The sequence below is a fragment of the Xanthomonas sp. NCPPB 3570 genome (genome assembly GCF_056725115.1).
Genome location: NZ_CM161513.1, coordinates 4,725,530 through 4,752,526, shown reverse-complemented (window position 1 = coordinate 4,752,526; position 26,997 = coordinate 4,725,530). Strand labels below are relative to the sequence as shown.

Annotated in this window: 22 protein-coding genes; 9 read left to right on the top strand and 13 right to left on the bottom strand. The window is 71.1% G+C overall.

The window, feature by feature from the left end; genetic code table 11:
- Window positions 1-19: 19 nt before the first annotated feature.
- From AC1PLR_RS20505 to AC1PLR_RS20490, 4 genes are read right to left on the bottom strand one after another with little or no spacing between them, the layout of a single operon-like run.
- The gene (locus tag AC1PLR_RS20505) at window positions 20-3,229 is read right to left on the bottom strand and encodes an efflux RND transporter permease subunit (RefSeq protein ID WP_481102158.1); all 3,210 of its coding nucleotides are present in this window, start codon (window positions 3,227-3,229) and stop codon (window positions 20-22) included.
- Between the two features lie 10 nt (window positions 3,230-3,239).
- On the bottom strand, window positions 3,240-4,436 hold the full coding sequence (locus tag AC1PLR_RS20500; RefSeq protein WP_481102157.1) for an efflux RND transporter periplasmic adaptor subunit: 1,197 nt from the start codon (window positions 4,434-4,436) through the stop codon (window positions 3,240-3,242).
- A complete protein-coding gene (locus tag AC1PLR_RS20495; protein WP_481102156.1) occupies window positions 4,433-5,686 on the bottom strand; it encodes a TolC family protein in 1,254 nt (417 codons plus the stop codon). The genes AC1PLR_RS20500 and AC1PLR_RS20495 overlap by 4 nt, the downstream gene beginning before the upstream one ends.
- Before the next feature lie 56 nt (window positions 5,687-5,742).
- A complete protein-coding gene (locus tag AC1PLR_RS20490; protein WP_481102155.1) occupies window positions 5,743-6,081 on the bottom strand; it encodes a hypothetical protein in 339 nt (112 codons plus the stop codon).
- 300 nt (window positions 6,082-6,381) lie between these two features.
- Here AC1PLR_RS20490 and rpmB point away from each other — a divergent pair, with 300 nt between their 5' ends.
- The 4 genes from rpmB (at window position 6,382) to AC1PLR_RS20470 (ending at window position 9,913) form a co-directional block, all read left to right on the top strand.
- Window positions 6,382-6,618 (top strand): 50S ribosomal protein L28, encoded by a 237-nt coding sequence (rpmB, locus tag AC1PLR_RS20485; protein WP_010342733.1) that lies wholly within the window; start codon window positions 6,382-6,384, stop codon window positions 6,616-6,618.
- Between the two features lie 10 nt (window positions 6,619-6,628).
- The gene (rpmG, locus tag AC1PLR_RS20480) at window positions 6,629-6,796 is read left to right on the top strand and encodes a 50S ribosomal protein L33 (RefSeq protein WP_169411268.1); all 168 of its coding nucleotides are present in this window, start codon (window positions 6,629-6,631) and stop codon (window positions 6,794-6,796) included.
- A 159-nt stretch (window positions 6,797-6,955) separates the two neighbouring features.
- On the top strand, window positions 6,956-8,374 hold the full coding sequence (gene cls, locus AC1PLR_RS20475; protein WP_481102154.1) for a cardiolipin synthase: 1,419 nt from the start codon (window positions 6,956-6,958) through the stop codon (window positions 8,372-8,374).
- 111 nt (window positions 8,375-8,485) lie between these two features.
- Window positions 8,486-9,913 (top strand): FAD/NAD(P)-binding protein, encoded by a 1,428-nt coding sequence (locus tag AC1PLR_RS20470; RefSeq protein ID WP_481102153.1) that lies wholly within the window; start codon window positions 8,486-8,488, stop codon window positions 9,911-9,913.
- A gap of 192 nt (window positions 9,914-10,105) precedes the next feature.
- Here the strand turns inward: AC1PLR_RS20470 and AC1PLR_RS20465 are convergent, their stop codons facing one another.
- A complete protein-coding gene (locus tag AC1PLR_RS20465; RefSeq protein ID WP_481102152.1) occupies window positions 10,106-11,623 on the bottom strand; it encodes an MFS transporter in 1,518 nt (505 codons plus the stop codon).
- 115 nt (window positions 11,624-11,738) lie between these two features.
- On the opposite strand from AC1PLR_RS20465, the gene AC1PLR_RS20460 reads away from it, so the two are divergent.
- Window positions 11,739-12,620: a LysR family transcriptional regulator gene (locus tag AC1PLR_RS20460; RefSeq protein WP_267107136.1), complete on the top strand. Its 882-nt coding sequence runs from the start codon at window positions 11,739-11,741 to the stop codon at window positions 12,618-12,620.
- Window positions 12,621-12,690: 70 nt separating this feature from the next.
- Window positions 12,691-14,892 (top strand): DNA helicase II, encoded by a 2,202-nt coding sequence (gene uvrD / locus AC1PLR_RS20455; protein WP_481102151.1) that lies wholly within the window; start codon window positions 12,691-12,693, stop codon window positions 14,890-14,892.
- Window positions 14,893-14,928: 36 nt separating this feature from the next.
- Here uvrD and AC1PLR_RS20450 read toward each other — a convergent pair whose 3' ends face one another.
- The 7 genes from AC1PLR_RS20450 to AC1PLR_RS20420 form a co-directional block, all read right to left on the bottom strand.
- Window positions 14,929-15,465 (bottom strand): hypothetical protein, encoded by a 537-nt coding sequence (locus AC1PLR_RS20450; RefSeq protein WP_481102150.1) that lies wholly within the window; start codon window positions 15,463-15,465, stop codon window positions 14,929-14,931.
- A 63-nt stretch (window positions 15,466-15,528) separates the two neighbouring features.
- Complete coding sequence (locus tag AC1PLR_RS20445) at window positions 15,529-16,023, bottom strand: hypothetical protein (RefSeq protein ID WP_481102149.1); 495 nt, start codon at window positions 16,021-16,023, stop codon at window positions 15,529-15,531.
- A 216-nt stretch (window positions 16,024-16,239) separates the two neighbouring features.
- On the bottom strand, window positions 16,240-17,175 hold the full coding sequence (locus AC1PLR_RS20440; RefSeq protein ID WP_481102148.1) for a UPF0104 family protein: 936 nt from the start codon (window positions 17,173-17,175) through the stop codon (window positions 16,240-16,242).
- On the bottom strand, window positions 17,172-18,377 hold the full coding sequence (gene clsB / locus AC1PLR_RS20435) for a cardiolipin synthase ClsB (RefSeq protein WP_481102147.1): 1,206 nt from the start codon (window positions 18,375-18,377) through the stop codon (window positions 17,172-17,174). The genes AC1PLR_RS20440 and clsB overlap by 4 nt, the downstream gene beginning before the upstream one ends.
- On the bottom strand, window positions 18,374-19,114 hold the full coding sequence (locus tag AC1PLR_RS20430) for an endonuclease/exonuclease/phosphatase family protein (protein ID WP_481102146.1): 741 nt from the start codon (window positions 19,112-19,114) through the stop codon (window positions 18,374-18,376). Before AC1PLR_RS20430 ends, clsB begins: the two co-directional genes overlap by 4 nt.
- A gap of 118 nt (window positions 19,115-19,232) precedes the next feature.
- Window positions 19,233-21,170: a M61 family metallopeptidase gene (locus AC1PLR_RS20425; protein WP_481102145.1), complete on the bottom strand. Its 1,938-nt coding sequence runs from the start codon at window positions 21,168-21,170 to the stop codon at window positions 19,233-19,235.
- Window positions 21,171-21,462: 292 nt separating this feature from the next.
- Window positions 21,463-21,759, bottom strand: coding sequence for a hypothetical protein (locus AC1PLR_RS20420; protein ID WP_481099343.1), 297 nt, complete (start codon window positions 21,757-21,759; stop codon window positions 21,463-21,465).
- A gap of 221 nt (window positions 21,760-21,980) precedes the next feature.
- Between AC1PLR_RS20420 and AC1PLR_RS20415 the strand changes: the two genes are divergently transcribed.
- Both AC1PLR_RS20415 and AC1PLR_RS20410 read left to right on the top strand, forming a co-directional pair.
- Complete coding sequence (locus tag AC1PLR_RS20415) at window positions 21,981-22,541, top strand: sugar O-acetyltransferase (RefSeq protein WP_481102144.1); 561 nt, start codon at window positions 21,981-21,983, stop codon at window positions 22,539-22,541.
- Between the two features lie 85 nt (window positions 22,542-22,626).
- Complete coding sequence (locus tag AC1PLR_RS20410) at window positions 22,627-23,073, top strand: universal stress protein (protein ID WP_481102143.1); 447 nt, start codon at window positions 22,627-22,629, stop codon at window positions 23,071-23,073.
- A gap of 252 nt (window positions 23,074-23,325) precedes the next feature.
- On the opposite strand, the gene AC1PLR_RS20405 is transcribed toward AC1PLR_RS20410, so the two are convergent.
- Window positions 23,326-23,619 (bottom strand): DUF2782 domain-containing protein, encoded by a 294-nt coding sequence (locus tag AC1PLR_RS20405; protein WP_017910345.1) that lies wholly within the window; start codon window positions 23,617-23,619, stop codon window positions 23,326-23,328.
- Window positions 23,620-24,194: 575 nt separating this feature from the next.
- On the opposite strand from AC1PLR_RS20405, the gene polA reads away from it, so the two are divergent.
- Entirely contained in the window at window positions 24,195-26,966 is a 2,772-nt protein-coding gene (polA, locus tag AC1PLR_RS20400) for a DNA polymerase I (protein ID WP_481102142.1), read from the top strand.
- The last annotated feature ends 31 nt before the right edge of the window (window positions 26,967-26,997 follow it).

Here is a 26,997-nt window from a genome sequence, read left to right as displayed (position 1 = left end):
GGCGCCGGCTAGCGGCGGATCAGTCGGCGCGGCGTGGCCCGGCCACGCGTGCGGCGAAGGTCGGCAGCACCAGCAGGGTCAGCGCGGTGGCGGTGATCAGCCCGCCGATCACCACCGTCGCCAGCGGTTTCTGCACCTCCGCACCGGAACCGTTGGCGATGGCCATCGGAATGAAGCCGACGATCGCCACCAGCGCGGTGGTCAACACCGCGCGTAGGCGGCTGCCGGCGCCGTCGATCGCCGCCTGCAGCGGCAGATCGCCGGCCTCCAGGCGCTCGCGGATCGCCTGCATCAGCACCAGGCCGTTCAAGGTCGCCACGCCGGACACGGCGATGAAGCCGACCGCCGCCGAGACCGAGAACGGCATGCCGCGCAGCAGCAGGGCGAGCACGCCGCCGACCAGCGCCAGCGGCACGCAACTGAACACCAGCACCGCTTCCTTGACGCTGCGCAGGGCCATGAACAGCAGGCCGCCGATCAGCAGGAACACCACCGGCACCACGGTCGCCAGCCGCCGCTCGGCACGCTGCAGGTTCTCGAACTGGCCGCCCCAGCTCAGGTAGGCGCCCGGCGGCAACGCCACGTCGGCCACCGCGGCCTGCGCCGCGCCGACGAAACCGCCCAGGTCGCGGCCGCGCACGTTGGCCTGCACCACCACGCGGCGGCTGCCGTTGTCGCGGCTGATCTGGTTCGGCCCTTCGCTGACGGCGATGCGCGCCACCGACGACAGCGCAATCACCTGTCCGGTCGGCGTGGCGATCGGCAGCGCGGCCAGCTGATCCGGATCGTTACGTGCGGCATCGTCCATCCGCACCACCACGTCGAAGCGGCGGTCGCCCTCGAAAATCTTGCCGGCGGCGCGGCCGCCGATGCCGGTGGCCAGCGCGTCGCTCACATCCGCCGCGCTCAGCCCGACCTGCGCCGCCGCCGTGTGGTCGATGGTCACCTCGAGCGTGGGCAGCCCGGAGATCTGCTCCACCCGCACGTCGGCCGCGCCCTCCACCGTGCGCAGCGTCGACGCGATCTGCTCGGCCGCCTTCTGCAACTGGCCGAAGTCGTCGCCGAAGATCATCACCGCCAGGTCGGTGCGCACGCCGGAGATCAGCTCGTTGAAGCGCAATTCGATCGGTTGGCTGAACTCGAAGCTGTTGCCGAGCTGCTGCCCCGCCAGGGCCTCCAGGCGGGCCACCAGCCGCTCCTTGTCCAGCGCCGGATCGGGCCAGTCCTTGCGCGGCTTGAGCACGATGACGCTGTCGGAGATGTTGGTCGGCATCGGGTCGATCGCCGCCTCGGCGGTGCCGGTCCGCGAGAACACGGTCGCCACTTCCGGCTGCGTGGCGATGGCCTTTTCCAGCGCCAGCTGCATCGCCAGCGACTGTTCCAGTGAGGTGGACGGCACGCGCAGCGCCTGCATCGCCACATTGCCTTCGTCCAGCGTCGGCATGAACTCGCGGCCCAGCAGCGCGAACGCGCCGACGCCCGCCAGCAGCATCGCCACCGCACCGCCGGCGACCGTGCGCGGATGCGCGACGGCGGTGCGGATCACCGGGGCGATGCGCGTGCGCAGCGCGCGGAGCAGCCGCGTTTCGTGCGCGCCGCCGGCCGCATGCGCCACGTCGTTCGGCAACGTCGGCTCGCGCACCAGCAGCGCCGCCATCGCCGGCACGAAGCTGAAGGAAAACAGGAATGCGCCGACCAAGGCCAGCATGAAGGTGGCCGCCATCGGCTGGAACGTCTTGCCCTCCACGCCTTCCAGGGTGAGGATCGGCGCGAACACCAGCAGGATGATCAACTGGCCGAAGGCGGCCGGCCGCGCCATCTTGCGCGCCGCCTCGGCGGCCACGCCCAGGCGCTCGGCGGCGGTCAACCCGCGGCCCAGCGCGGCGCGACGCTGGCCGAGCAGGAGCAGGGTCGATTCGACCACGATCACCGCCCCGTCCACCAGAATGCCGAAATCCAGCGCGCCCAGGCTCATCAGGTTGCCGCTGATGCCGAAGCGGTGCATGCCGATCACCGCGAACAGGAACGACAGCGGAATCACCAGCGCGGTGATCGCGGCCGCGCGCAGGTTGCCCAGCAGCAGGAACAGGATCACCACCACCAGCAGCGCGCCTTCGGTGAGGTTCCTGGCCACGGTCTTGATGGTCGCGTTGACCAGCACGCTGCGGTCCAGCACCGGTGCCGCGACGATGTCCGGCGGCAGCGACGTGTTCACCTGCGCCAGCCGCGCGGCCGCGGCCTGCGCGACGGTGCGGCTGTTGCCGCCGGCGATCATCAGCGCGGTCCCCAGCACCGCCTCGTGGCCGTTGCGGCTGGCCGCGCCCAGGCGCGGGGCGCGACCGGAGGCGACCTCGGCCACGTCGGCCACGCGCACCACGATGCCGTTGCGGATGGCCACCGGCGCCTGCGCGAGATCGTCGGCGCTCAGCGCCAGGCCATCGGCCCGCACCACCAGGCCTTCGCCGGCACGCTGCACGAAGCCGGCGCCGGCCTGCACGTTGGCGCGCTGCAGGGCGGTGACCAGGTCGGCCAGGCCCAGGCCGTGCGCCGCCAACCGCGCCGTGTCCGGATGCACCCCGTATTCCTTGACGTAGCCGCCGACCGTGTCGACGCCGGCCAGGCCCGGGCTGGAGCGCATCTGCGGCGCGATGATCCAGTCCTGCACGGTGCGCAGATAGGTGGCGCGCTCCTGCGGCGTGCGCAGCAGCTCGCCATCCGGCGTGCGGTAGACCTCCCCGGCCTGCCAGCCCGCCGCGCCCGGTCGCGCCACCCGCGCCGGGTCGAACGCGGCGAAGTCCACCGTCCACATCAGCACCTCGCCCAAGCCGGTGGTCACCGGCGACAGCCGTGGCGTCACGCCGTCGGGCAACGCCTCGGCCGCCTCGCGCATGCGTTCGGCCACCTGCTGGCGGGCGAAGTAGAGGTCGGTCGCATCGGTGAAGATAGCGGTGACCTGCGAAAAGCCGTTGCGCGACAGCGAGCGGGTGGCGGTCAGGCCGGGGATGCCGGCCAGCGCGGTTTCCAGCGGGTAGGTCACCTGCCGTTCGATCTGCTCCGGGGTCAGGGCCGGCGCCACCGTGTTGAGCTGCACCTGGCGGTTGGTGATGTCCGGCACCGCGTCGATCGGCAGCCTGCCCAACTGGAACAGGCCCACGGCGGCGAGCAGCGCGGCCAGGGCCACCACCAGCCAGCGGTAGCGCACGGCGGTGTCGATCATGAGGTTGAACATGGTCGTCTCCTCAGTGGCCGTGTTCGGCGTCGCCCTTGGCCAGTTCGGCCTTGAGCAGGAAGGCGTTGGCGCCGACGACGCGTTCGTCGCCGCGCAGTCCGCCCAGGATCTCGATACGGTCGCCGGCGCGCCGCCCGACCAGCACCGGCTGCGCCTTGAAGCCGCCAGCGACCGCCACGAACACCGCGTTGCGGCCCTCGACGGTCTGCACCGCATCGGTGGGGACGCTGAGCGCGCTGTCCTGGCCGTCGGTGACCAGCACCGCGGAGACTGGCGAGCCGGCCGGCGGCAGTGACGCATCGACCGGCATCGCGCGGATCACCGCGGCACCGCCCGGCTGGCGCAGGTCGGCCGCCGCCGCCGTGACCTGGGCGGCGAAGCTGCCCCCCGTCCCGCGCACCTCCAGCGTCATGCCGGGCGCGACCTGCGCCGCCAGCGCCGGCGGCGCGCTGAACACCAGCTCGTTCATCGCCGGATCGGCGACCTCGGCCACCACGCTGCCGGCCGCGACCACGCTGCCGGGCGTGACCTGCACGTTGCCGACGATGCCGGCCACCGGGCTGACGATGCGCACGCGGCCGCTGGCATCGGGAGCCCCGCTGGCCGCGGCCTGCGCCTGCGCGGCGGCGGCCTGGGCCTGCGCCGCCAGCGCTCGCGAATGCGAGGTTTCCAGCTCCTGGCGGGCGACCACGCCCTGTTCGACCAGGGCGCGGTCGCGGGCATGTGCCAGCCCGGCGGCCTTGGCCTCGGCTGCGGCCGCCAGCGCATTGGCACGGAACACCGCGGCCTCGCCGCTGACCACGATGGCCAGCGGCTGCTGCGCCTGCACCGCGGCACCCGGCGCGACCAGCACGCGCTCGACCCGCCCGGTCACGGTGGAAGCCACCGAGGCGCGCGCGCCCACTGCCGGTTCGACCCGGCCGGCCAGGCGCACCGAGGCACCGCCGCCGCGGCCGACCGCGACCACGTCCAGGCCGGAGGCGGCGATCTGTTGCGGCGTCAGCCGCACCACGTCACCGGCATCGGCATCCGCGTGGGCAGCGGCATCGGTCTTGGCCACCGGTGCGCGGCCTGTGTCCTTGCCCTCGGCGCCATGGTCGTGGGCGTCATCGGCCGCCGGGGCGGCCTGCCTGTCGCCGGCGCAGGCGGCCAGCAGCAGCGCCAGCAGCACGCTGCCGGCAAGGGAGATCGAACGGGACAGATTCATTGTGCCTCCATGAACGGCGCGCGCCCTTCCAGGCGGGCCAATGCGATTTCCGCTGCGACCCGCGCCAGGCGCGCGTCCACCGCGGTGCCGCGCGCGGCGATGAGCGCCGCGCGGGTGCTGCGCAGCTCCAGTTGTGCGATGCGTCCGGCATCGAAGCCGATGCGGGCCAGGCGGTAGGCCTCCTGCGCAGCGGCCACGCTCGCGTCGGCCGCGCGCGTGCGGCTGTCGGCGGCCTTCAGCGTGGCGAGCGCGGACAGGCGGTCGGCGGCGCTGGCGCGGCGTTGCTGCTCCAGCCGCGCCTCGGCCGCGCGCCGTTCGGCGCTGGCAGCACGGATGCCGCCGCGGTTGCGATCGAACAGCGGCACGCTGAGGCTGAGGCCGAGTGTGTAGGCATGGGCGCGGTCTTCGCGCAAACGCGTCTGTGCGGCGGTCAGGCTCAACTCGGGCAGGGCGCGCTTGCGCTCCACCTCGACCTGGCGGTCGGCGGCCTCGGCTTCCGCGGCGGCGATGCGCACCGGCAGCGCTGCCGCCTCGGTCGCGCGCGGCGACGGCGGCGCGCGGTCGAGCAGGCCGCCGTCGAGAGACTGCACCGGTGTGTCCAGCAGCGCGATCGCGGCCAGGCGCGCCAGCGCCGCGTCGCGGAACGCCTGCGCCTCGTCGAGTGCCGCGGTGGCCTCGGCCACTTCGCTGCGCGCCTGCACTGCGCGCAGTTGCGGCTCGCGGCCCTGCGCGACCATCGCCTCGACGGCGGCCGCGTCGTCGCGGATCAGGCCCAGCGCTTCCTCGGCCAGCGCATAACGGCGCAGCGCGCTTTCGGCCAGCGCGTACGCCGAGGCCATCTCGCCGGCGGCATCGCTGCGGCTCTGCGTGCCGCGCATGGCGGCCGCGTCGGCCTCGGCGCGGGCCGCACGGAGGCGCGCGCCGCGTTGGCCCCACAGTTCCAGCGGTTGCGACAGGGTCAGCACGGTTTGCGCCTTGCCCATGCCAGCATAGGCGCCGCTACCCGCGGCGTCTTCGGCGGACCAGGACAGGGTGGGGTTGGGGAGTGCCCGCGCCTGATCGGCGCGGGCGTCGGCGGCCTCGGCCAGGGCCGTGCCCGCACGGCTGCCGGGCAACTGGTCGAGGCGTTGCAGCAAGGTGTCGTAGGAAGGGGCGGTCTGCGCCATCGCCAGCGCGGCCGGGGCCAGGCCCAGCAGCACGGCGACGACCCGCCAGGCCGCGCGCGGCGGCCGACGTGTCGGAGTCGACATGAAGAGATTCCAGAGGTGAGGGAAACGGAAACCCGCGATCGCGGGACACGCTCAACTCACGCTCTGGGCGGGCGCTTCAATCCGTCCTGGACGACGCCCGCAGGGGACGCGTCGGCGGCCTGCATCCAGCGCGCCGGCCGCGGCGCGCCGAACACGGCCAGGGCGCTCGCCGGCAAGCTCAGGTTCGAGTGGTGGCAATGGTTGTGGCTGCAGGCGCCGGCATGCTTGCCGTCGCTGTCCTCGCCATCGGCATGCGCCGCGGCGGGCGCGTGCACCGCGTCGGCCGATTCCGGCTCCAGCGCACAGGCCAGCGCATCGGCCACCGGCACGACCACGAACGCCGCCAGCAGCAGCATCAGCAGGGAGGTACGCAGTGGACGGAACAGGCGGCGCATGGTCTGGACGAGGCTAGCAAGCGGCTTGCGCCGGATACAATAGCAACGCCCGCCTGATCCATCGGCCCGGACCTGCGCGCGGCGCCTGGCCCTGTGGACAACTTGCACAAGCCCTTGATCGCCTGCATAATGCGCGGCTCGCTGTGCCCGACGAGGTCGGGGCCGGCGGCCGGATGCGCGATCACCGGCCGGCCTTTTCCAGCGTAACCGTTTGATTTCCCATGTCGCGTGGTGGCCGCAGGGCTGCCGGGGCCGCCGTCTCCCAGGCTATGGGCGACCAAACTACTATCGAGGTGCGCAATGTCCCGCGTATGCCAAGTGTCCGGCAAGCGTGTGCAGACGGGTAACAACGTCTCCCACGCCAACAACAAGACCCGCCGTCGTTTCCTGCCCAACCTGCACGAGCGCCGCTTCTGGGTCGCCAGCGAGAATCGCTGGGTCAAGCTGAAGGTTTCCGCGCACGCGCTGCGCACCATCGACAAGAACGGCATCGACACCGTTCTGGCTGAGCTGCGTGCGCGCGGCGAAAAGGTCTGAGGAGTAGAGCATCATGGCAGGCAAGCGCGATAAGGTCCGTATGATTTCCTCGGCCGGTACCGGCCACTTCTACACCACGGACAAGAACAAGAAGAACACCCCGGGGAAGATGGAATTCCTCAAGTACGATCCGGTCGTGCGCAAGCACGTCCTGTATAAGGAAGGCAAGATCAAGTGATCGGCTGATCCTCGGATCGCTGTTCACGCTGGACACGGAACCCGCCGCAAGGCGGGTTTCGTGCGTCTGGGGAATGGAAAACCCCGCCGCCGCTGCGGCCATGGTTGCGTTTGCCGGCGCAGTCCGCAGAATCGGGCGACCTGGGTTGCGAGGATCGCGATGCTGCCGGTCTGGTTGGAAGGCACGTGGCTGCTGGCGCTGGACTGGTTGATCCGGCTGGTGGCGCTGTTGTGGATCCCCACCCGCACCACGCCGGGCGCCGCGCGCAGCTGGCTGCTGCTGGTGGGCTTCGTGCCGTTGCTGGGGCTGCCGCTGTACCTGTTGCTCGGCCACCCCTGGCTGTCGCGCGAGCGCATCCGTCGCCAGGCGCTGGCCTCGCAGGTGATCCGCGAGCAGCAGGTGCCGTTGACCGCGCTGCGCTGGGCGCCACCGGCCGACACCGTGGTCGCCGAAGTGGTGCCGTTGGTCGAGCGCCAGGGCGGCTTCATGCCGACCCACGGCAACAGCGTCGAGCTGCTCGACCGCTACGCGCCCTCGTTGCAGGCGCTGATCGACGACATCGATGCGGCGGTCGAGCGCGTGCACCTGCTGTACTACCTGATGTTCGACGACGCGGTCGGCGATGCGGTGAGCGCGGCGCTGCTGCGCGCCGCCGCGCGCGGCGTGCAGTGCCGGCTGTTGCTGGATGCGCGCGGTGGCCGCCGTGGCCTGCGCCGCTACCGCAAGCGCCTGCATGCGGCCGGGGTCGAGGTGCAGGCGCTGTTGCCGGGCGGGCTGCGCTGGCGCCGCAGCGGCCGCATGGACCTGCGCAACCACCGCAAGATCGCGGTGATCGACAACCGCGTCGGCTACATCGGTTCGCAGAACCTGGCCGAGCCGCAGTTCGTGCCCGGTCATCCCAACCGCGAGCTGGTGGCGCGGGTGCAGGGGCCGGTGGTGGCGCATCTGGAAGCGGTGTTCGCCAGCGACTGGTTCATCGAGACCGGGCAGCGCCTGAGCGTGGTCGCGCCCGCCTCCATCCATGGCGGCGGCGTCGCCGCGCAGCTGCTGCCCAGCGGGCCGGCGTATCCGTTCGAGAACGCGCGCGACACGGTCAACGCGTTGATCCATCTGGCGCGGCGGCGCATCGTCATGGTCACGCCGTACTTCGTACCGGACGAGGCCACGCTCAGCGCGCTGCGCATCGCCGCGCTGTCCGGGGTGGACGTGCAGTTGATCCTGTCCGAGAGCAACAACCAGCGGCTCACCGCGTGGGCGCAGGAAGCCTATTACGACGAGCTGCTGCGCAGCGGGGTCAAGATCGCGCTGTACCGGCCGTGCTTCCTGCACGCCAAGCACCTGAGCGTGGACGAGGGCATCGCCCTGGTCGGCTCGATCAACCTGGACATCCGCTCGTTCGCGTTGAACGCCGAAGTCGGCATGCTGTGCTACAGCGCCGCGGTGGTGCAGCGGCTGCGCGCGGTGGAAGCCGACTACCTGGCCGATGCGCGGGTGCTGACGCTGCAGGACTGGCGCAAGCGGCCGGCGTGGCGGCGCAGCCGCGAAGGCATCGCGCGCCTGGCCGATGCACTGATGTGACGCATGCCGATGACAGGCGCATGACGCGCTCATGCGCGATCGGTGCCGGCACATGCACCACGGTTCTCAGCCGCGGGCCGGGCCGGTGGGGGCTTCCCTTACAATCGCCGCATGAATGAGCTTGTGCCCAGCGACCCGGTCGACGACGACTGCGACATCGCCATCGTCGGCGGCGGCGCGGCCGGCGTGCTGGTCGCCTTGCACGTGCTGCGCCAGGCCAGCACCGCGCTGCGCGTGCAACTGATCGAATCGCAGCCGGCGCTGGCGCAGGGCGTGGCCTATGCGACGCCCTGCGCCGAGCACCTGTTGAACGTGACGGCCGGACGCATGAGCGCCTTCGCCGACGCGCCCGACGACTTCCTCGACTGGCTGCAGCAACAGGCGCTGTATCCGCAGCTGGCGCGCGCGGCGCTGGCCGAGGCCTACGTGCAGCGCCGGCATTACGCCGCCTACCTGCGCGCACGCCTGCTGCAGGCGCAGGCCGCGGGACCTGCGCGCCTGCAATGGCGGCAGGCGCGGGTGCTGGCGCTGCATCCGCAGCCGACCGGCGGTCAGATTCTGCAATTGCACGACGGTGGACAGCTGCACGCCGGTGCCACCGTGCTGGCGCTGGGCAACAGCCTGCGCCCTTTGCCGGCGCGCGGCGCTCCCGGTCTCGACGCGCCGTCGCGGATCGAGGCCTGGGACTATGCGCAGTTGCAGGCGATTCCGCGCGAGGCCACGGTGTGCATCGTCGGCTCCGGGCTGAGCATGGCCGACAGCGTGCTGACCCTGCTGGCCAATGCGCACCGCGGCCCGGTGCACGTGGTCTCGCGGCACGCCTTGCTGCCCTTGCCGCACGCCGCGCATGGCGCGCCGGCCGACTTCGATGCGCAGGCATTGCTGGCGATGCCGTTGCGCCAGCGCGTGCGCGCGCTGCGTCGCCATGCGGCCGCGGCGCAGGCGCAGGGCCGGCCCTGGCAGAGCGTGATGGACCGGATACGCCCGCTGAGCCAGGCGCTGTGGCAATCGCTGTCGGTCGCCGAGCAGCGCCGCTTCCTGCGCCACGTGGTGCGCTACTGGGACGTGCACCGGCATCGCATCGCCGCGCCGGTGTTCGCGCAGCTGCAGGCGATGCGCCGGGTCGGCCAGTTGCGCCTGCACCGCGCGCGGCTGGACACGGTGTTCCCGGTCGGCGCCTGCGTGCAGGTCAACGGCATGGGCGCCGACGGCGTGCCGCTGCAGCTCGACGCGCACTGCGTGATCAACGCCACCGGCGTCGAACTGCGCGCGCAGACCATGCGCAATCCGCTGCTGCACCAGTTGCTGGGCTGTGGCCATGCGCAGCCGGGGCCGCACGGCATCGGCGTGGGTAGCGCCGCCGACGGCGCGCTGCTCGATGCCGACGGCTGCGCCACGCCGCGCATCCGCGTGCTCGGCAGCCTGCGCATCGGCAGCCTGTGGGAAAGCCTGGCGATCCCCGAACTGCGCGTGCAGGCGCAGCAGACCGCGCAGGCGTTGCTGGCGCTGGCGTCGCCGGCGCCTGCCGCTGCGCACTGAGCACCGCCGCGCATGCCGGCCGCGGTTGCGCGCGGCGCAGCCGTGACATCCTTTGTAGGAGCGGCTTCAGCCGCGACCGGGATTTCGGTAACGCCCGTCGCGGCTGAAGCCGCTCCTACGGCGACAAGATCGTTGCATCGTTCCTAGCCGCGCCGAGCATTGCCGCTCCTACAGGCGGGTCACCTGTTGCGATCAGCGGCCCCCATCCACCGCGTTCTGCGGCGTGCGCCCGAGCAACAGGCAGATCGCGATCGCCGCCAGCGCGGTGATCGCCGCCAGCACCCGGGTGAGCGTGCCGAAGGCCGCGGCGTAGGCCAGGCGCAATTGCGTCGCGGACAGCGCGCCCTCCTGCAAGCAGGCCGACAGATCGCCGGCGACCAGCCGCTGTGCGGTATCCGCCAGAGCGGCGTGCGGCAGCAGCGGCGCGACCGCGGCCAGCCGCATCTGCACCAAGGCCGCGAGCAAAGCCGCCACGCTGGCCAGGGCGATGCCTTCGCCGGCCACGCGCAGCGTGCCGAACAGGCCGGCGGCCATGCCGGCGCGTTCGGTCGGCACCACGCTGACCGACAGCGCATCCATCAGACCCCAGGGCAGGGCGGTACCGGCACCGATCAGCAGCAGCGCCGGCAGCGCTTGCGCAGGTGGCCGCGCGCCCAGCCAGCACAGGCCGGCCGCGGCCACCGCCAGTCCTGCCGCGGACAGCCAGGCTGGGGCGATGCGCTGCGCCAGTACCGCGGCCAGGCTCGGCACCAGCAGCATCGGCGCCGACAGTGCCAGCAGCGTCAGGCCGGCGCTGGCGGCGGGCGCACCATCCACGCCGATCATGCGCAGCGGCAGCAGCACCAGCAGCACTACGTAGCTGTAGCAGGTGGCGACCGGCAGCAACTGCACGCCGACGAAGCGCCGGTAACGGAACAGGCTCAGGTCCAGCAGCGGATGCCGGCGGCGCCGTTCGATCCGCACGAAGCCGAGCAGCAACAGCGCGGCGGCGCCGAGCAGGGCCAGCGGCGCGGCGCTGCCCCAGCCGCTGTGCGGCCCCTGGATCAGGCCGGCGGTGAACAGCGCCAGCGCCGCGCTGAAACACAGCGCGCCGGTACGGTCGGGCGGACCGGCGGCAGGGTCGCGCGAGGCCGGCAGCCAGCGCGCGGCCAGGGCCCACGCCAGCGCGGCGACCGCGGCCACGCCGAAGAAGATCGCGCGCCAGCCCAGCCGTTCGCTCAGCGCGCCGGCGGCCAGCGGGCCGAACGCCAGGCCGGTGCCGAAGGTGGTGCCGAGCAGGCTGAACGCACGCGTGCGCCCCGCGCCGGTGTACAGCTGTGCCAGCGCCGCGGTGCCGGCGGCCAGCGCGGCGGCGGCACCGACGCCTTGCAGCGCCCGCCACAGGTCGATCGCCGCGACCGAGCCGGCCACGGCCACCCCCAGGCTGGCGCCGGCGAACAGCGCCAGGCCGACGAGGAACACCCGGCGCCGCCCATGCCGGTCGGCGAGCGCACCGGCGGCCAGCAGCAGGCTGCCGAAGCTGAGCATGAAGGCGTTGGTGATCCAGGCCAGGGCCAGCGCGCTGCCGCTCAGGGCCGCGCCGATCGCTGGGGTGGCGACGGCACCGCCGGAGAAGTTCAGCGGCAGCGCCAGGGCGGCCAGGCACACCGCGGCCAGGGCGGCGCCGCGGCGCGGCAGGGGAGTTGAATCGGGAGGCGAAGCGGCGGTCATCGGAGCGGCTCTTGCGGCGGATGTCGAAAGGCCACTAGAGATACTGGGGCGGCAATCCGCGAAAAAGGACTCGATCCTCCACGCTTTGCGGAATGAAACGCTCTAATATCGCCAGATGGATCGCCTCACCGGCATCGTTGCCTTCGTCCGTGCCGCCGAACAGCGCAGTTTCGTCGGCGCCGGCCGCGTGCTCGGCATCTCGGCCTCGGCGGTCGGCAAGAGCGTGGCCGCGCTGGAGCGCGAGCTCGGCGTGCGCCTGCTGCAGCGGACCACCCGGCGCATCGCGTTGACCGCCGAGGGCGCGCTGTTCCTGGAGCATTGCCAGCGCGTGCTGGCCGACCTGCGCGAGGCCGAGGAGGCGCTGGCGCAGACCCGGCAGGCACCGCGCGGGCGGCTGCGGGTCGGCCTGCCTACCATCGGCTATCGCTTCCTGGTGCCGCTGTTGCCCGAATTCCGCCAGCGCTATCCGGACGTGGAGCTGGACCTGGAGTTCGACGACCGCGTGGTCGACCTGCTCGAACACGGCCTGGACGCGGTGATCCGCAGCGGCGTGCAGGCCGACTCGCGGCTGCTGGCGCGGCGGCTGGGGCCGTTTCGCTTCTGCCTGTGCGCGGCGCCGGACTACCTGCGCCGCCGCGGCGTGCCGCAGACCCCGGCGGAGCTGGCCGCGCACGATGGCGTGCTGTTCCGCGTTCCCGACACCGGCAAGCCGCAGGATTGGCCACTGGCCGAACCGGCGCCGCTGCCGCCGGCGGTGCTCACCTGCAACAACATGGAAGCGGTACGCGCCGCGGCGATCGCCGGCCTGGGCATCGCCTGCATGCCGGCGTTCCTGGCGCAGGACGCGTTGGCCGACGGCCGCCTGCAGCCGGTGCTGGACGCGCACATGGCCGACGGCGGCGCGTTCTTCGTGGTGTGGCCGTCGCGCCGGCAACTGTCGCCGAAGCTGCGCGTGTTCGTGGATTTCCTCGCCGAACGGCTGTTCCGCACCGATTGACGCCACGTCTTGAGCCGGGCGACGCGCGCTGTCGCAGCCGCTGCGCCGCCGCACCGGCTAAAATGCGCGGGTGGATGTCTCTCATTTGCTCGACGATCTGAACCCCGCCCAGCGCGAGGCCGTTTCCGCCGCGCCTGGCCATTACCTGGTCCTGGCCGGCGCCGGCTCCGGCAAGACGCGCGTGCTCACCCATCGCATCGCCTGGTTGCACCAGGTGCATGGCGTGCCGGTGCACGGGATCCTGGCGGTCACCTTCACCAACAAGGCCGCGGGCGAGATGCGCCACCGCGCCGACCTGCAGTTGCGCAACGGCAGCCGCGGCATGTGGATCGGCACCTTCCACGGCCTGGCGCACCGCCTGCTGCGCCTGCACTGGCAGGACGCGAAGCTGCCGGAGAGCTTCCAGGTGCTCGACGCCGACGACCAGCTGCGGCTGGTCAAGCGCGTGGTGCAGCAGTTGGAGCTGGACGAAGGCAAGTACCCGCCCAAGCAGATCGTGTGGTGGATCAACCAGCAGAAGGACGAGGGCCGCCGCGCCCAGCACATCCAGCCGGAACCGCGCGACGAGTGGGTCACCACCCTGCGCAACGCCTACGCGCTGTACCAGGAGCGCTGCGACCGCGCCGGCCTGGTCGATTTCGCCGAACTGCTGCTGCGCGCACACGAACTGCTGCGCGACACCCCGGCGCTGCTGGCGCACTACCGCGTCCGCTTCGGCGAGATCCTGGTCGACGAGTTCCAGGACACCAACGCCATCCAGTACGCGTTCGTGCGCGTGCTCGCCGGCGACAGCGGCCACGTGTTCGTGGTCGGCGACGACGACCAGGCGATCTACGGCTGGCGCGGCGCCAAGGTCGAAAACGTGCAGCGATTCCTCACCGATTTCCCCAGCGCGCAGACCATCCGCCTGGAGCAGAACTACCGCTCCAGCGCCAACATCCTCAACGCCGCCAACGCGGTGATCGCGCACAACCCCGACCGCATCGGCAAGCAGTTGTGGACCGACTCGGGCGACGGCGAGCCGATCGACCTGTACGCGGCCTACAACGAGGTGGACGAGGCGCGCTACGTGGTCGAGCGCGTGCGTCAGTGGGTGCGCGACGGCGGCAGCTACAGCGAGGCGGCGGTGCTCTACCGCAGCAACGCGCAGTCGCGTGCGTTCGAAGAGGCGCTGATCGCCGAACAGGTGCCGTACCGGGTCTACGGCGGCATGCGCTTCTTCGAGCGCGCCGAAATCAAGGACACCCTGGCCTACCTGCGCCTGGTCGCCAACCGCGCCGACGATGCGGCGTTCGAGCGCGCGGTCAACACCCCGCCGCGCGGCATCGGCGACCGCACCCTCGACGAAGTGCGACGGCTGGCGCGCGCGCAGTCGCTGTCGCTGTGGGCAGCGGCGCGACAGGCCGCGCAGCAGGGCGGCGACCTGGCCGCGCGTGCGCGCAACGCGCTGGGCCAGTTCCTCGGCCTGATCGAGCAACTGGCCCTGGACGTGGCCGGGCTGCCGCTGCCCGAACAGATCGACCAGGTGCTGGCGCGCTCCACCCTGCGCGAGCACTGGGGCAAGGAGAGCCGCGGCGGGCTGGACTCGGAATCGCGCACCGACAACCTCGACGAACTGGTCTCGGTGGCCTCGCGCTTCGTGCGCGCCGACGGCGACGAGGACGCCGACGAAGGCCGCCAGGCGATGACCGAACTGGTCGCGTTCCTGGCCTACGCCTCGCTGGAGGCCGGCGAAGGCCAGGCCCAGGCCGGCGAGGAAGGCGTGCAGCTGATGACCCTGCACTCGGCCAAGGGCCTGGAATTCCCGATCGTGTTCCTGGCCGGCATGGAAGACGGCCTGTTCCCCAGTGCGCGTTCGCTGGAAGAGAGCGGGCGCCTGGAGGAAGAGCGGCGCCTGGCCTATGTCGGCATCACCCGCGCCCGCCACAAGCTGGTGCTGAGCTACGCCGAGTCGCGACGCATCCACGGCCAGGACAACTACAACGTGCCCTCGCGCTTCCTGCGCGAGATCCCGCGCGAACTGCTGCACGAAGTGCGACCGAAGGTGCAAGTCTCGCGCAGCCCCTCGCTGGGCGCGCCGCGCAGCCTGGGGCACAGCGTGATCGAGGCGCCGGCGATCAAGCTCGGCGCCAACGTGCAGCACCCCAAGTTCGGCGGCGGCGTGGTCATCGACTACGAAGGCAGCGGCGCCCACGCCCGCGTGCAGGTGCAGTTCGACGAGGCCGGCGCCAAGTGGCTGGTGATGGCGTACGCCAATCTGACGGTGTTGTGAGTGGCGGCAGCGGGCGGACTTCGTGCCGCCTCGCGATCAGGGCGTGCGCTTGTGCGCGATGCAGATGCCGTCGCTGCCTGCGTTTTCGCCCTGATTGCACAGGGTCCAGCAGCGCTGCGCCGGCCGTGACCAGGCGCTGGCGATGCGCTCGCATTGGGTGATGGCGTCCTGCAGGTCGCTGGCGGATAGCCACCCGCACCCCATCGTGGGCAATGACACGTGAGGCTCACTGATCGCAGTGTCGCCCACGACCAGAATTGCGCGTTTGCCCTGATTTTCGCGAAAGAACGTCGCCGCCTGCTGCGCCGATGCGCACTGCAACAGCACTGCGGCGACCTTATTGCGGTAAACGATGACGCGCAGGGCATCCGGGCGGTAGTCCAGGCGTGCCGCACCGCGATCCACGCAGATTCTCGCGTTGTCGGCAGGCGATACGAGCAGACGCCGATCCTGCTGCCGTGTCGTTGCCGAACACGGCATGCCGATCCAGACCGGCGGCGGTTCACTGCGCGAGGGATGCGATGGTGATCCCGCTGCGCCGCAGCCGCCGAGCAGGCTCGTCCAGACGGCCACGGCTGCCATCCTTGGTAGCCCGCGTTCTGATGTGCGCAGGCGACGCGTCACCCTGCGCATGCGTCAGCGCTGCGACGCTGCGACGCGGGTGAAGTAGTTGGTGCGCATCGTCGGCGTGCCGTCCGGTGCGAATGCGGACACGGTCTCGGTCATCGAGCGTCCGTCGGCGGCGACGGTGTAGATGCGGGTCGAGGCCACGCTCCTGTCCTTGGCCAGCATCATCACCAGTACGTTGGGCGCGGGCATCTGCAGGGCAAAGACATCGGCCTCGAAGTTGTTCTTCACCGGCGTGGCGCGGCCATCGAGCGCGGCGACGCCTTCGGCATGCATGGTGCCGCCGCCCTGTTCGGCAATGTCGACCTTGACCGCCCACTTGCCCTTGCCCGCCTCGCTGAAGCGCAGGGTGACGGCCTTGGGCCGATCCTGGGGTGCCCGATCCAGGCGCGCCACGTCCACGGCCCAGTTGCCGAGCAGGGGCGAGGGCGCAACGGGTGCGGCGGATGCGGACAGACACGGCGACAGCAGCGTCGCGAGCGCGACGGCGAACAGCAGTTTCATGCGACCTCCCGGGAATGGTGTGCGGCGATGAGGACAGCCAATGGTGTGCGCTACGCGCTTTCGCTCGGTCGACCGTGCCGGGGTGCCGAAGAGCGCATCCGTGCGGCGGCATGACCGTCCTGCTCCAGGACGCGTGCGCTGCGACGCTAGCACCGGGTGCGTACCGCAACAAGTCCGGTGGTCAGGAGGCTGGGTCCGCCGAGTGCACGGCCTCGCTCAGCCCGCGCCGCGCCGCCACCGCGCTTCCAGCACCGCATAGCCCGCACAGGCCAGCAGCAGCGGGCCGAGGTAGTAGAAGGCGCGATAGGCCAGCAATGCCGCCAACAGTTCCGCTTGCGGCGCCTGCGATCCCAACAGCGGCAGCACCACCGCTTCCAGCACGCCGATGCCGGCCGGCACGTGGGCGATGGCGGTGGCCACGGCCGCCGCCAGCAGTGCGCCGAGCACCGAGAGGTAGGCCACGCCGGCCGGCATCAGTATGTAGAGCAGGGCGCCCATCAGCGCCCAGTTGCCGGTGCCCAGGCCGAGTTGCAGCAGCGCCAGCGGCAACGGCGGCAGGTGCAGGGCGTGGCCGCGCACCTGCAGCGTGCGGCCATGCGCGCGCTGGCAGGCGATCAGATACGCCAGCACCGCGGCCAGCATCGCGGCGCCGATCCAGGGCAGCGCCGCGCCGCTGAGCGTCCACTGCGCCGGCATGCGCAGGCGCCCGCTGACCAGCAGCACGCCGGTCAGCAGCAGATAGCCTGCCCAGTTGGTGGCGATGGCGAAGCCGACCACGCGGCTGATCGTCGCCAGGCCCAACCCGGCGCGTCCGTACAGGCGGTAGCGCAGGGCAGTGCCGCCGATCAGCGCGCCGACATTCAGGCTGAAGGCGTAGGCGATGTCCGCGATCGCCATGACCAGTGGCGCTGGCACCGCATGCGCGGCGTAGCGTCGCGCGGCCAGATCGTAGCCGGCATACAGCAGGTAACTGGCCAGGCTGACCCCGGCGGCGGCGGCCAGGGTGCCGGCACCGTAGCCGGCGAGGGTGGTGCCGACTTGTGCCCAGTCCACCGTGCGCGCCGCACGTACCAGCAGCACCGCCACCAGCACCAGGAAGGCCAGATAGGCGAATCGGCGCAACACGCGCCAGCGTTTGCGCGGTCGGTTCATGGATCGTGCCGCTTGCGCCGCAGCACCGCGGTGCGCGGCGTGCGCTTGGGCAGTCGGCTGGCCCACTGCGGCACGTTGCGCAGCAGGTGGAACAGCAGCGGCCGCAGCAGCGGTTGCCAGAAGCGCCCGCGCGGCATCTGCGCCGGCACCACCTCGCGGCAGTGCCGTTGCATCAGTCGTTGCAGGCGCCCGTGCAGGTCGCGCGCAAAGGCGGCATCGCGGATCACCAGGTTGGCTTCCAGGTTCAGCGCCAGGCTCAGCGGATCCAGGTTGCTCGATCCCACCGTGCTCCAGTGGCCGTCGATCACCGCGACCTTGCCGTGGAACGGGCGCTCGCAGTATTCGAAGATCTGCACGCCGGCATCGACCAGATGCCGGTACAGCGCGCGTGCGGCGAACAGCGCCAGCGGCGTGTCCGGCTGGCCCTGGAAGATCAGCCTCACCGCCACCCCGCGACGCGCAGCGGCGCACAGGTCGCGCAGGAAGCCGTAGCCGGGGAAGAAGTAGGCGTTGGCGATCACGATCTCGTGCCGCGCGTTGCGGAATGCCTGCCGGTAGGCGCGCTCGATGCTGCGCGAGCGGCCGGCATTGTCGCGCGGCAGGAAGCACACCTCGGCCGCGCCGGCGGGCGGCACATCGACCTGCTCCTGCGGCACCCACCCCGCACCGGTGCCGTGGGTGGCCAGGGTCCGCCGCACGAACGCGACCATGTCCGCCACCACCGGGCCGTGCACCTCCACCGCGTAGTCCTGTTTCGCCTCCGGGCCGAAGTCGGCCAGGTGATCGGCCGACCAGTTGATGCCGCCGATCATGCCGATCCGCCCGTCCACCACCAGCAGCTTGCGGTGCATGCGCCGGAACACGTTCAGGCGCACGCCGAGCAGGGTCGGCTGCTGGTCGAACAGGCGCAGTTCGGCGCCGGCCTCGGTCAGTTCGCGCACGAAACCGGGCGAGAGATCCGGCGAGCCGAACGCATCCACCAGCAGGTGCACGCGCACGCCGCGGCGCGCGGCCGCGACCAGGTGGTCCTTCAACGCCAGGCCGACCTTGTCCTCGAACCAGATGAAGGTCTCCAGCAGCACCTCGTGCCGGGCCGCGTCGATCGCGGCGAAGGCGCGCGGGAAGTACGCATCGCCGTTCTCCAGCAACTGCAGGCTGTGGCCCTGGCGCCAGCGCGTGTCGCGGTCCGCTGCCCGGTTCACAGCACGATCCTGGCATGCAGCGGGGCATGGTCGGACAGGTGCGACCACGGCCGGCCGGTCAACACCCGTGCGGCCTCGATGCGCAAGTTGCGCACATAGATGCGGTCCAGCGGCAACAGCGGCCAGCGCGCCGGGAAGCTGCGCGCCACGCGTCCATGCAGCTGCGCGAAGGCCTCGGTCAGACCGTGTCGCTGCAGCAGCGGATGCCCGCGCTGGCGCCAGTCGTTGAAGTCGCCGGCGACGATCAGCGGCGCATGCGCCGGCAGTTCGGCGACCAACGCGCCGAGCAGGCCGATCTGCCGGCGCCGGTGCGCCTCGCGCAGGCCCAGGTGCACGCAGATCGCGTGCACCGTCTCGGCGTGCCCGGGAACCTCCAGTACCGCATGCAGCAGCCCGCGGTGTTCGTGGCCGGCGATGGAGACGTCGCGGTTGACGAAGGAGGCGATCGGGAAGCGCGACAGCAGCGCGTTGCCGTGGTGCCCATGCGGATACACCGCATTGCGGCCGTAGGCGAACTGCGGCCACAGCGCGTCGGCGAGGAATTCGTACTGGCTCTGCGCCGGCCAGTCGGCGTGGCGGCCGGCATGCAGCTGGTGTTCGCCCAGCACTTCCTGCAGGAACACCAGGTCCGCGGGCAGGGCGCGGATCGCCGCCCGCAGTTCCGGCAGCATGAAGCGCCGCTTCAGCACGCTGAAGCCCATGTGCGCATTGACGGTCAGCAACTCGATCGCAGGCATGCCGGGGCAGGACGGACGTTACGCCTGCCATTGTCGCCAGCGTCCGCGTGCGGCGCGTGACGGTGTCGCGTCGCGCATTTGCCGCCGCTGCAGTGCCGGCAGCGGCGGCGGTGTCGGCTCAGCGCCGTGCGGCGATGATCTTGCTCAGGTAGTCGGGCGTGCCCTCGACCCGCACCAGGTGCGGATACTGCAGGCCGTCGTGGTAGTTCACCGGCACGTCGCGCACGCCGCCCTGGTACTTGAGCGTCAGCACGATCGGCGCGCTGCCACCCTTGGCGTCGGCGATCGCCTGCTTGAGCGTGTCGCGCGAGTAGTCCTGGCCGTTGACCGCCAGCACCGTGGCGCCGCTGCTGACCCCGGCCTTGAACGCCGGGCCGTCCCACAGCACGTCGTTGATGCTGGCGTCGTCGTTCATCACCAGGCCGATCGACCAGGCGAAGTTGTAGCGGTGCCGCGCCGACTGGTGGCGGCCGTCGTACTGCTTCTCGAACGCGCTGGGCTGGTCGGTGTACACCAGCTTCCAACCGCTGGCGTGCAGGCCTTCCAGCAGCGGCGGGTCCACCTGGTAGACGCGGCGGTTGATGTAGTCGGCCCAGTCGTAGTGGACCACGCCGTCGAGCGCGGCGACGACGTCGTCGAAGGTGTAGGTCTTGACCGCGAAACTGCCGTCGTCGATGCCGAAGAACGCCTTGGCCACGTCGTCCAGCGACTTGCGCCCGCCGCTCATCGCGCGCAGCTTGGCGTCCACCGCCAGCCACACCATCTGCCCGCCGCTGTAGTAGTCCTCGCTCATCTGCCAGCTGCGGTAGGGCAGCGGGGACCGGTGCGCGGCGGTGGGGTCGTTGGTGGTGTCCTCCAGCGAGCGCCAGCGGAAGCCCGCGCGGTTGCGGTCGTAGTTGGCCGCGGTCATCGCCAGCGCGTCGCGGAACTGCTGCGGCGTCCACATCCCGGCGCGGGCGGTCAGCACATAGCCCCAGTACTGGGTCTGGCCTTCGTAGACCCACAGCAGCGAGTCGCCCATCGGCACGTTGAAGGTCGGCGTCCACAGGTCGGCCGGGCGCCGGAACTTGCCGTTCCAGGAGTGCGTGTACTCGTGCGCCAGCAGGTCGCGGTCCGGCGCGTTTTCGTCCCAGGCGCTGAAGTAGTCGGCAGCCAGTCCGTTCTCGCTGGACTGGTGGTGTTCCAGGCCGTTGCCGCCCAGCACGTCCGACAGCGAGAACAGGAAGTCGTAATGCGCGTAGTGGTGCGAGCCGAACAGCTTGATCGCCTGCACTGGCAGGTTGCGGTGCGCCTGCAGCTGCTCGGCGCTGATGTCCAGGAACCGCGGCGCGTCGGCGACCACGTCCAGGTGCACCGGCGCGCCGCCGGCCGGGGTCAGGTCCACGCGCTTGAAGTAGCGCCCGGCATAGATCGGCGAGTCGACCAGGGTGGTGAAGTCCACCGGCTTGAAGGTGGTGGTGGCGCCGTCGCGGCTGGCGGTCTCCAGCGCGGTGCCGAACTCCCAGCCGGCCGGCAGGGTCACGCTGGGCGCCACGGTGATGCCGCGGGTGTCGTGGCCGGCCGGGTACAGCGCGACCTTGTTCCACTCCAATTGCAGCATCTTGTCGGTCATCTCGAAGCCGTCGTCGCGCGGCGACAGGTACTGGAAGCTGGCGTCGATCGCACTCACGCCCTGCGGCACGTCGACATGGAAGCTGTACACGTCGAAGGTGTCGCGGCGCCACGGCAGCGGCTTGCCGTTGGCGGTGAGGGTGAGGCCGGCCAGCATCGCCACCGGCCCGCTCGGCGAATGGTCGCCGGGAATCCACTGCGGATACTGCAGGGTCAGCCGCCCGACGCTGACCGGGATGGTCTCGTGCACCCGGTAGATGCCCTGGCGCACGTCGCCGGCGTCCACCTGCAGGATCAGCGTGCCGGGATAAGGCGTGTCCTGCGGCGCCGGCACGTCGGGCGTGCGCACCACCTGCGCCTGCGCGGCGCCGGCGAGCGCCAGGCCGATGCCGAGGACCAGCGCCCGGCGGGCGCGACGGGAGACGGGAAAAGCGGTGGCGGACATGCGCGGCTCCGGGAGGCGGGATGGGATGCGAAGCGCGGAACGTTAGCACCTGCCGCCGTCGCCGTCGCACTTGCCCGGCCCGGTCACGCAGGTGCCAGGCAATGCCGTTCATCCCGGTGCCACGGGTCCCGGGCTGTGATCCCGGGAAGACCGCGCGACAGCGGTATCCCTCCAGCGCCTGGCGACAGCGTTGTTCGTCCGGCTCTGTCCCACTGTGGACGGCCGCCAAGTGCGCAACCCCCGGACTCCGGCTGCATCGCAGCTTCGGTGTTGCAGCTGGAAGTGTGCCGCCTCAGTCCTTCAGCGCCCCGTCGCTCGGATCGCTGGCGGCATAGGTCGAGGTTGGCAGCTCCGCAGCATGCGGATGCCGCAACGCCTCGCGCAGCGGCGCCGGCAGGTGCTCGACCGCCAGGATCACCTTGCCGAAGTGCACGTCGCGCACTGCGCTCGCCGGCACCACGAAGTCGCCGCCGTTCTCGATATTGACGACGAACGTGGCGCCGCCGTCGCGGACTTCGCGCACTGCCCCCACACCGACCTCGCCATCGGCGACGAACACCATCTGACCTGCTTCCACACGTTCGGACATCGCGCACCGCCTTTGTCTGGGAGAGAGTCCACGTGGGCTGGAATGTGCCGGCACGGGCGTTCGATGATCGGACGCGTAGGCGTTGCTGGACGGTGAATGCGGCGTGGTCTGTGGGTCACGACGTGGCCGTGGCTGCCGCCTGCGCGTCACCGCCAAGGACACGCGCCGTGACGCAGCGCGATGCGATCATTCCCCTTCGACCACTGCCTGGGAGGGCAAGGATGCGAAGCGAAAAAGAGAAGATGCTGGCCGGCGAGGCGTATCGTCCCAACGATGCGCAACTGCAGGCCGAGCAGGACGCGGCCAGTGCCTGGATGCGGCGCTACAACGCGGCGCTGGCCGAGCCATCTGCACGGCGGCACGCATTGCTGGTCGAAGGACTGGGTTCGGTCGGACGCGGCGCGGTGGTACGGCCACCGTTCCATTGTGACTACGGCTACAACATCCACCTGGGCGAGGACGTGTTCCTCAACTTCAACTGCGTGATCCTGGACGTGGCGCCGGTGCACATCGGCGCCGGTACCCAGATCGGGCCGGCGGTGCAGCTGTACGCCGCCGATCATCCGCGCGAGGCCGCGCAGCGCGCCGAGGGGCTGGAGCTGGGGCGGCCGGTCATGATCGGCCGCAATGTCTGGATCTGCGGCGGCGCGATCGTGCTGCCGGGCGTAACCATCGGCGACGATGCGGTGATCGGCGCCGGCAGCGTGGTCACCCGCGACGTGCCGGCCGGCGCGCGCGTGGCCGGCAATCCGGCACGCCCGCTGAAGCCGCACAGCGACTGAATTTGATCCGGGTCAAGGCGGGCGCTGCGCAGCGGGTGTGCAATGCTTTCCTGGCCGCCACGCGCGGCGTTACCGGAGCACCGCCATGTACCAGCGCATCCTGATCGCCATCGATGGTTCCGAGTTGTCCGCCAAAGGCCTGCAACAGGGCCTGGCGCTGGCCGCCGCGCTCGGCGCGGAGGTGGATATCGTCACCGTGTCCGAGCCGTGGGCGATGGGCATGTACGACGCGATGGGCTGGAGCGTGGGCTACGAGGCCAGCCCCGAATACCGCCAGGACCGCGAAGCTGGCGCGCAGAAGATCCTGGCGCCGGCGCTGGCCGCCGCCGAAGCGACCGGGGTGACCGCGCACGGCCGTCACGTGCTCGACCGCTACGCCGCCGAGGGCATCATCGACATGGCCGTGGCCTGCAACAGCGACCTGATCGTGATGACCTCGCACGGCCGCCGCGGCATGAGCCGGGTGCTGCTCGGCAGCCAGACGGCGGAAGTGCTCGCCAACAGCCAAGTGCCGGTGCTGGTGATCCGCTGACGTGCGGGCGCGCCGCGCCGATGTCGGCGCGGTGCCGAAACCGCTTGAGGCCGGCATTCGGCATCCTGCCGCTGGCGGCAGCGACCTATGACTGTGCCGATACGCTTCGGCCTGTCACGCGGCTGCGCCGAGAGGCGACGCCGCGACAGGGGGCTGGCGCCCGATACGCACGTGCATCCGTCCGTCCGGCAGATCGGGAAGATGCGCTCACCCTCACGCGCGCCGCCGTTGGGCGGCGCGCCGGGCGCGACATCACCAGCTGTACAGCTTCCAGTACACGGGCGACACATTGTCCTTGCTGCCGTCCACTTCCATATGGCCGTCGCCGTTGCGGTCGTACAGGTAGTAGGCCGGGCCGCGTGCCGGGGTCACCTTGACCATGCGCAGTTGGCCACCCACGCGGTATTCGTCGACGGTATCGCCGTTGTCCATCTTGCGCTGGGTCGTTTCCGCGCCGCGCACATCCATCGGTGCACCGTCCGGGCCCAGGCCGGTCGAGGCGCAGCCCGCCAGCAGCAACAGCGGAACGAGGATCAGGGCTTTCATTGCGGTGTACTCCACAGGCAGGACATGCGCAGAGTATGCGCCGAGTGTCCGCGTGCGGTGTGCGAATGGTGACCGTACCCTCACCCCAACCCCTCTCCCGGGGGGAGAGGGGCTCGTGCGGCTCCCTTCTCCCTTTGGGAGAAGGTGCCCCGCAGAGGCGGATGAGGGTACGGGCGCAGCCTCGTGGATCAGGTCGGCGCGACGCTTCGCGCCGTACCCTCACCCCAACCCCTCTCCCGGTGGGAGAGGGGCTCGCTGTTCCCTTCTCCCGTCGGGAGAAGGTGCCCCGCAGGGGCGGATGAGGGTACGGGCGCAGCCTCGTGGATCCAGGTCAGCGCGCCGCTTCGCGCCGTACCCTCACCCCAACCCCTCTCCCGGTGGGAGAGGGGCTCTTGCTGTTCCCTTCTCCCGTCGGGACCACGGCCCCCTTTTGGGGGGAAGGTGCCCCGCAGGGGCGGATGAGGGTACGGGCGCAGCCTCGTGGATCAAATCAGCGAGACGCTTCGCGTCGCACCCTCACCCCAACCCCTCTCCCAACGGGAGAGGGGCTACACGCAGCAGCGTAGAATTGACCGATGAGCCGATTAGTCCTGATCGACGGGTCCAGTTACCTGTATCGCGCGTTCCACGCGCTTCCGCCGCTGACCAATGCCGCCGGCGAGCCCACCGGCGCGCTGTTCGGCGTGGTCAACATGTTGCGCGCCACCCTCAAGGAGCGCCCCGAGTACGTGGCCTTCGTGGTCGATGCGCCGGGCAAGACCTTCCGCGACGACCTGTATCCGCTGTACAAGGCCAACCGGCCGCCGATGCCCGACGAGCTGCGCGCGCAGGTCGAGCCGATGTGCCAGATCGTGCATGCGCTGGGCATCACCATCCTGCGCGAGAACGGGGTCGAGGCCGACGACGTGATCGGCACCCTGGCCCTGCAGGGCGCCGGCGACGGCCTGGACGTCACCATCTCCACCGGCGACAAGGATTTCGCCCAGCTGGTGCGCCCCGGCGTGCAACTGGTCAACACCATGAGCGGCAGCCGCATGGACTCGGATGCGGCGGTGATGGAGAAGTTCGGGGTCTGGCCGCACCAGATCGTCGACCTGCTGGCACTGATGGGCGACGCCATCGACAACGTGCCCGGGGTGGAGAAGTGCGGGCCCAAGACCGCGGCCAAGTGGCTGGCCGAGTACGGCTCGCTGGATGGGGTGATCGCCCACGCCGACAGCATCAAGGGCAAGATCGGCGACAACCTGCGCGCGGCGCTGCAGCGCCTGCCGCTGAACCGCGAACTGGTCACCATCAAGACCGACGTGGCGCTGCCCGGCGGCCCTCGCACCCTGGGCCTGCGCGAACAGGAGCCGGAGCAGCTGCGCGGCCTGTACCAGCGCTACGGCTTCACCCAGGCGCTGCGTGACCTGGACGGCGGCGTGGCCGCACCGGAGGCCGCCAACGAGGCGACGCCCAGCCTGCGCGGCACCGCCGCCGGCTATGCCCGGGCCGCGGCGCCGGCCGCCGATACGGCGCTGGACCCGGCACTGGCCGCCAAGGGCGACTACACCGCGGTGACCACACCCGAGGCATTCGAAGCACTGCTGGTGCGCCTGCGCGCCGCCGACGGCTTCGCCTTCGATACCGAGACCGACGCGCTGGACGCGATGCGCGCCAACCTGGTCGGGCTCAGCTTCGCCACCGAGCCGGGCCGCGCCGACTATCTGCCGCTGGGCCACGACTACCCGGGCGCGCCGGTGCAACTGGATCGCGCGCTGGCGCTGGAGATGCTCAAGCCACTGCTGGAGGACCCGGCCAAGGCCAAGGTCGGCCAGCACGGCAAGTACGACCTGCACGTGCTGCGCCGCCACGGCGTGGCGGTGCAGGGCTACGCCGACGACACCATGCTGGAGAGCTTCGTGCTCAATTCCACCGCCAGCCGCCACGACATGGACTCGCTGGCCCGGCGCTACCTGGGCTACGACACGGTCAAGTACGAGGACGTGGCCGGCAAGGGCGCCAAGCAGATCGCCTTCTCGCAGGTGGCCATCGACGACGCCACCCGCTACGCGGCCGAGGACGCCGACATCACCCTGCGCCTGCACCGCACGCTGTCGGCGCAACTGGAGGCCGAGCCGGCGCTGGCGCGGGTCTACCGCGAGATCGAGATGCCGCTGGTGCCGGTGCTGGCGCGGGTCGAGGCCAACGGGGTGTGCGTGGACATCGCCGAGCTGCGCAAGCAGAGCCAGGAGCTGAGCCAGCGCATGCTGGCCGCGCAGCAGAAGGCCACCGAACTGGCCGGGCGCAGCTTCAACATGGACTCGCCAAAGCAATTGCAGGCGGTGCTGTTCGACGAACTGAAGCTGCCGGCGGTGCTGAAGACGCCCAAGGGCCAGCCCAGCACCAACGAGGAGGCGCTGGAGGCGATCGCCGACCAGCACGAGCTGCCGCGGGTGATCCTGGAATACCGTGGCCTGGCCAAGCTGCGCAGCACCTACACCGACAAGCTGCCGGAAATGGTCAACCCCGACACCGGCCGCGTGCACACCAGCTACCACCAGGCCGGTGCCGCCACCGGGCGGCTGTCCTCCTCCGATCCCAACCTGCAGAACATCCCGATCCGCACCGACGACGGCCGCCGCATCCGCCGCGCCTTCGTCGCCCCGCCGGGGCGCAAGTTGATCGCCTGCGACTACTCGCAGATCGAGCTGCGGATCATGGCCCACCTGTCCGAGGACCCGGGCCTGCTGCGTGCCTTCGGCAGCGGCGTGGACGTGCACCGCGCCACCGCCGCCGAGGTATTCGGGCGTAAGCTCGAAGAGGTCACCGGCAACGAGCGCCGCGCCGCCAAGGCGATCAACTTCGGCCTGATGTACGGCATGAGCGCGTTCGGCCTGGCCCGCAACCTGGGCATCGGCCGCGGCGAGGCGCAGGACTACGTGGCGCTCTACTTCAGCCGCTACCCGGGCGTGCGCGACTTCATGGAACGCATGCGCGAGCAGGCGCGCACCCAGGGCTACGTGGAGACCCTCTTCGGCCGCCGCCTGTACCTGAACGACATCAACGCCCGCCAGCAGGGCCTGCGCGCCGGCGCCGAGCGTGCCGCGATCAACGCGCCGATGCAGGGCACCGCCGCCGACATCATCAAGCGCGCCATGGTCGGCGTGGACGCCTGGCTGCAGGACCACCGCGACCGCGCGTTGATGATCCTGCAGGTGCACGACGAACTGGTGTTCGAGGCCGATGCCGACTTCGTCGACGCCTTGCTGCCGGAAGTGACCGGGCGGATGTCCGCTGCGGCGGAACTGAAGGTGCCGCTGGTGGTGGACAGCGGCGTGGGCGACAACTGGGACGAGGCGCATTGAGCGCGCTGGTCCTGGAGATGGATCCAGGACT

Coding starts and splice junctions, on each gene's coding strand:
- AC1PLR_RS20505 (WP_481102158.1), bottom strand. CDS start 3,229: ATGTTCAACCTCATGATCGACACCGCCGTGCGCTACCGCTGGCTGGTG.
- AC1PLR_RS20500 (WP_481102157.1), bottom strand. CDS start 4,436: ATGAATCTGTCCCGTTCGATCTCCCTTGCCGGCAGCGTGCTGCTGGCG.
- AC1PLR_RS20495 (WP_481102156.1), bottom strand. CDS start 5,686: ATGTCGACTCCGACACGTCGGCCGCCGCGCGCGGCCTGGCGGGTCGTC.
- AC1PLR_RS20490 (WP_481102155.1), bottom strand. CDS start 6,081: ATGCGCCGCCTGTTCCGTCCACTGCGTACCTCCCTGCTGATGCTGCTG.
- rpmB (WP_010342733.1), top strand. CDS start 6,382: ATGTCCCGCGTATGCCAAGTGTCCGGCAAGCGTGTGCAGACGGGTAAC.
- cls (WP_481102154.1), top strand. CDS start 6,956: ATGCTGCCGGTCTGGTTGGAAGGCACGTGGCTGCTGGCGCTGGACTGG.
- AC1PLR_RS20470 (WP_481102153.1), top strand. CDS start 8,486: ATGAATGAGCTTGTGCCCAGCGACCCGGTCGACGACGACTGCGACATC.
- AC1PLR_RS20465 (WP_481102152.1), bottom strand. CDS start 11,623: ATGACCGCCGCTTCGCCTCCCGATTCAACTCCCCTGCCGCGCCGCGGC.
- AC1PLR_RS20460 (WP_267107136.1), top strand. CDS start 11,739: ATGGATCGCCTCACCGGCATCGTTGCCTTCGTCCGTGCCGCCGAACAG.
- AC1PLR_RS20445 (WP_481102149.1), bottom strand. CDS start 16,023: ATGAAACTGCTGTTCGCCGTCGCGCTCGCGACGCTGCTGTCGCCGTGT.
- AC1PLR_RS20440 (WP_481102148.1), bottom strand. CDS start 17,175: ATGAACCGACCGCGCAAACGCTGGCGCGTGTTGCGCCGATTCGCCTAT.
- AC1PLR_RS20430 (WP_481102146.1), bottom strand. CDS start 19,114: ATGCCTGCGATCGAGTTGCTGACCGTCAATGCGCACATGGGCTTCAGC.
- AC1PLR_RS20425 (WP_481102145.1), bottom strand. CDS start 21,170: ATGTCCGCCACCGCTTTTCCCGTCTCCCGTCGCGCCCGCCGGGCGCTG.
- AC1PLR_RS20420 (WP_481099343.1), bottom strand. CDS start 21,759: ATGTCCGAACGTGTGGAAGCAGGTCAGATGGTGTTCGTCGCCGATGGC.
- AC1PLR_RS20415 (WP_481102144.1), top strand. CDS start 21,981: ATGCGAAGCGAAAAAGAGAAGATGCTGGCCGGCGAGGCGTATCGTCCC.
- AC1PLR_RS20410 (WP_481102143.1), top strand. CDS start 22,627: ATGTACCAGCGCATCCTGATCGCCATCGATGGTTCCGAGTTGTCCGCC.
- AC1PLR_RS20405 (WP_017910345.1), bottom strand. CDS start 23,619: ATGAAAGCCCTGATCCTCGTTCCGCTGTTGCTGCTGGCGGGCTGCGCC.
- polA (WP_481102142.1), top strand. CDS start 24,195: ATGAGCCGATTAGTCCTGATCGACGGGTCCAGTTACCTGTATCGCGCG.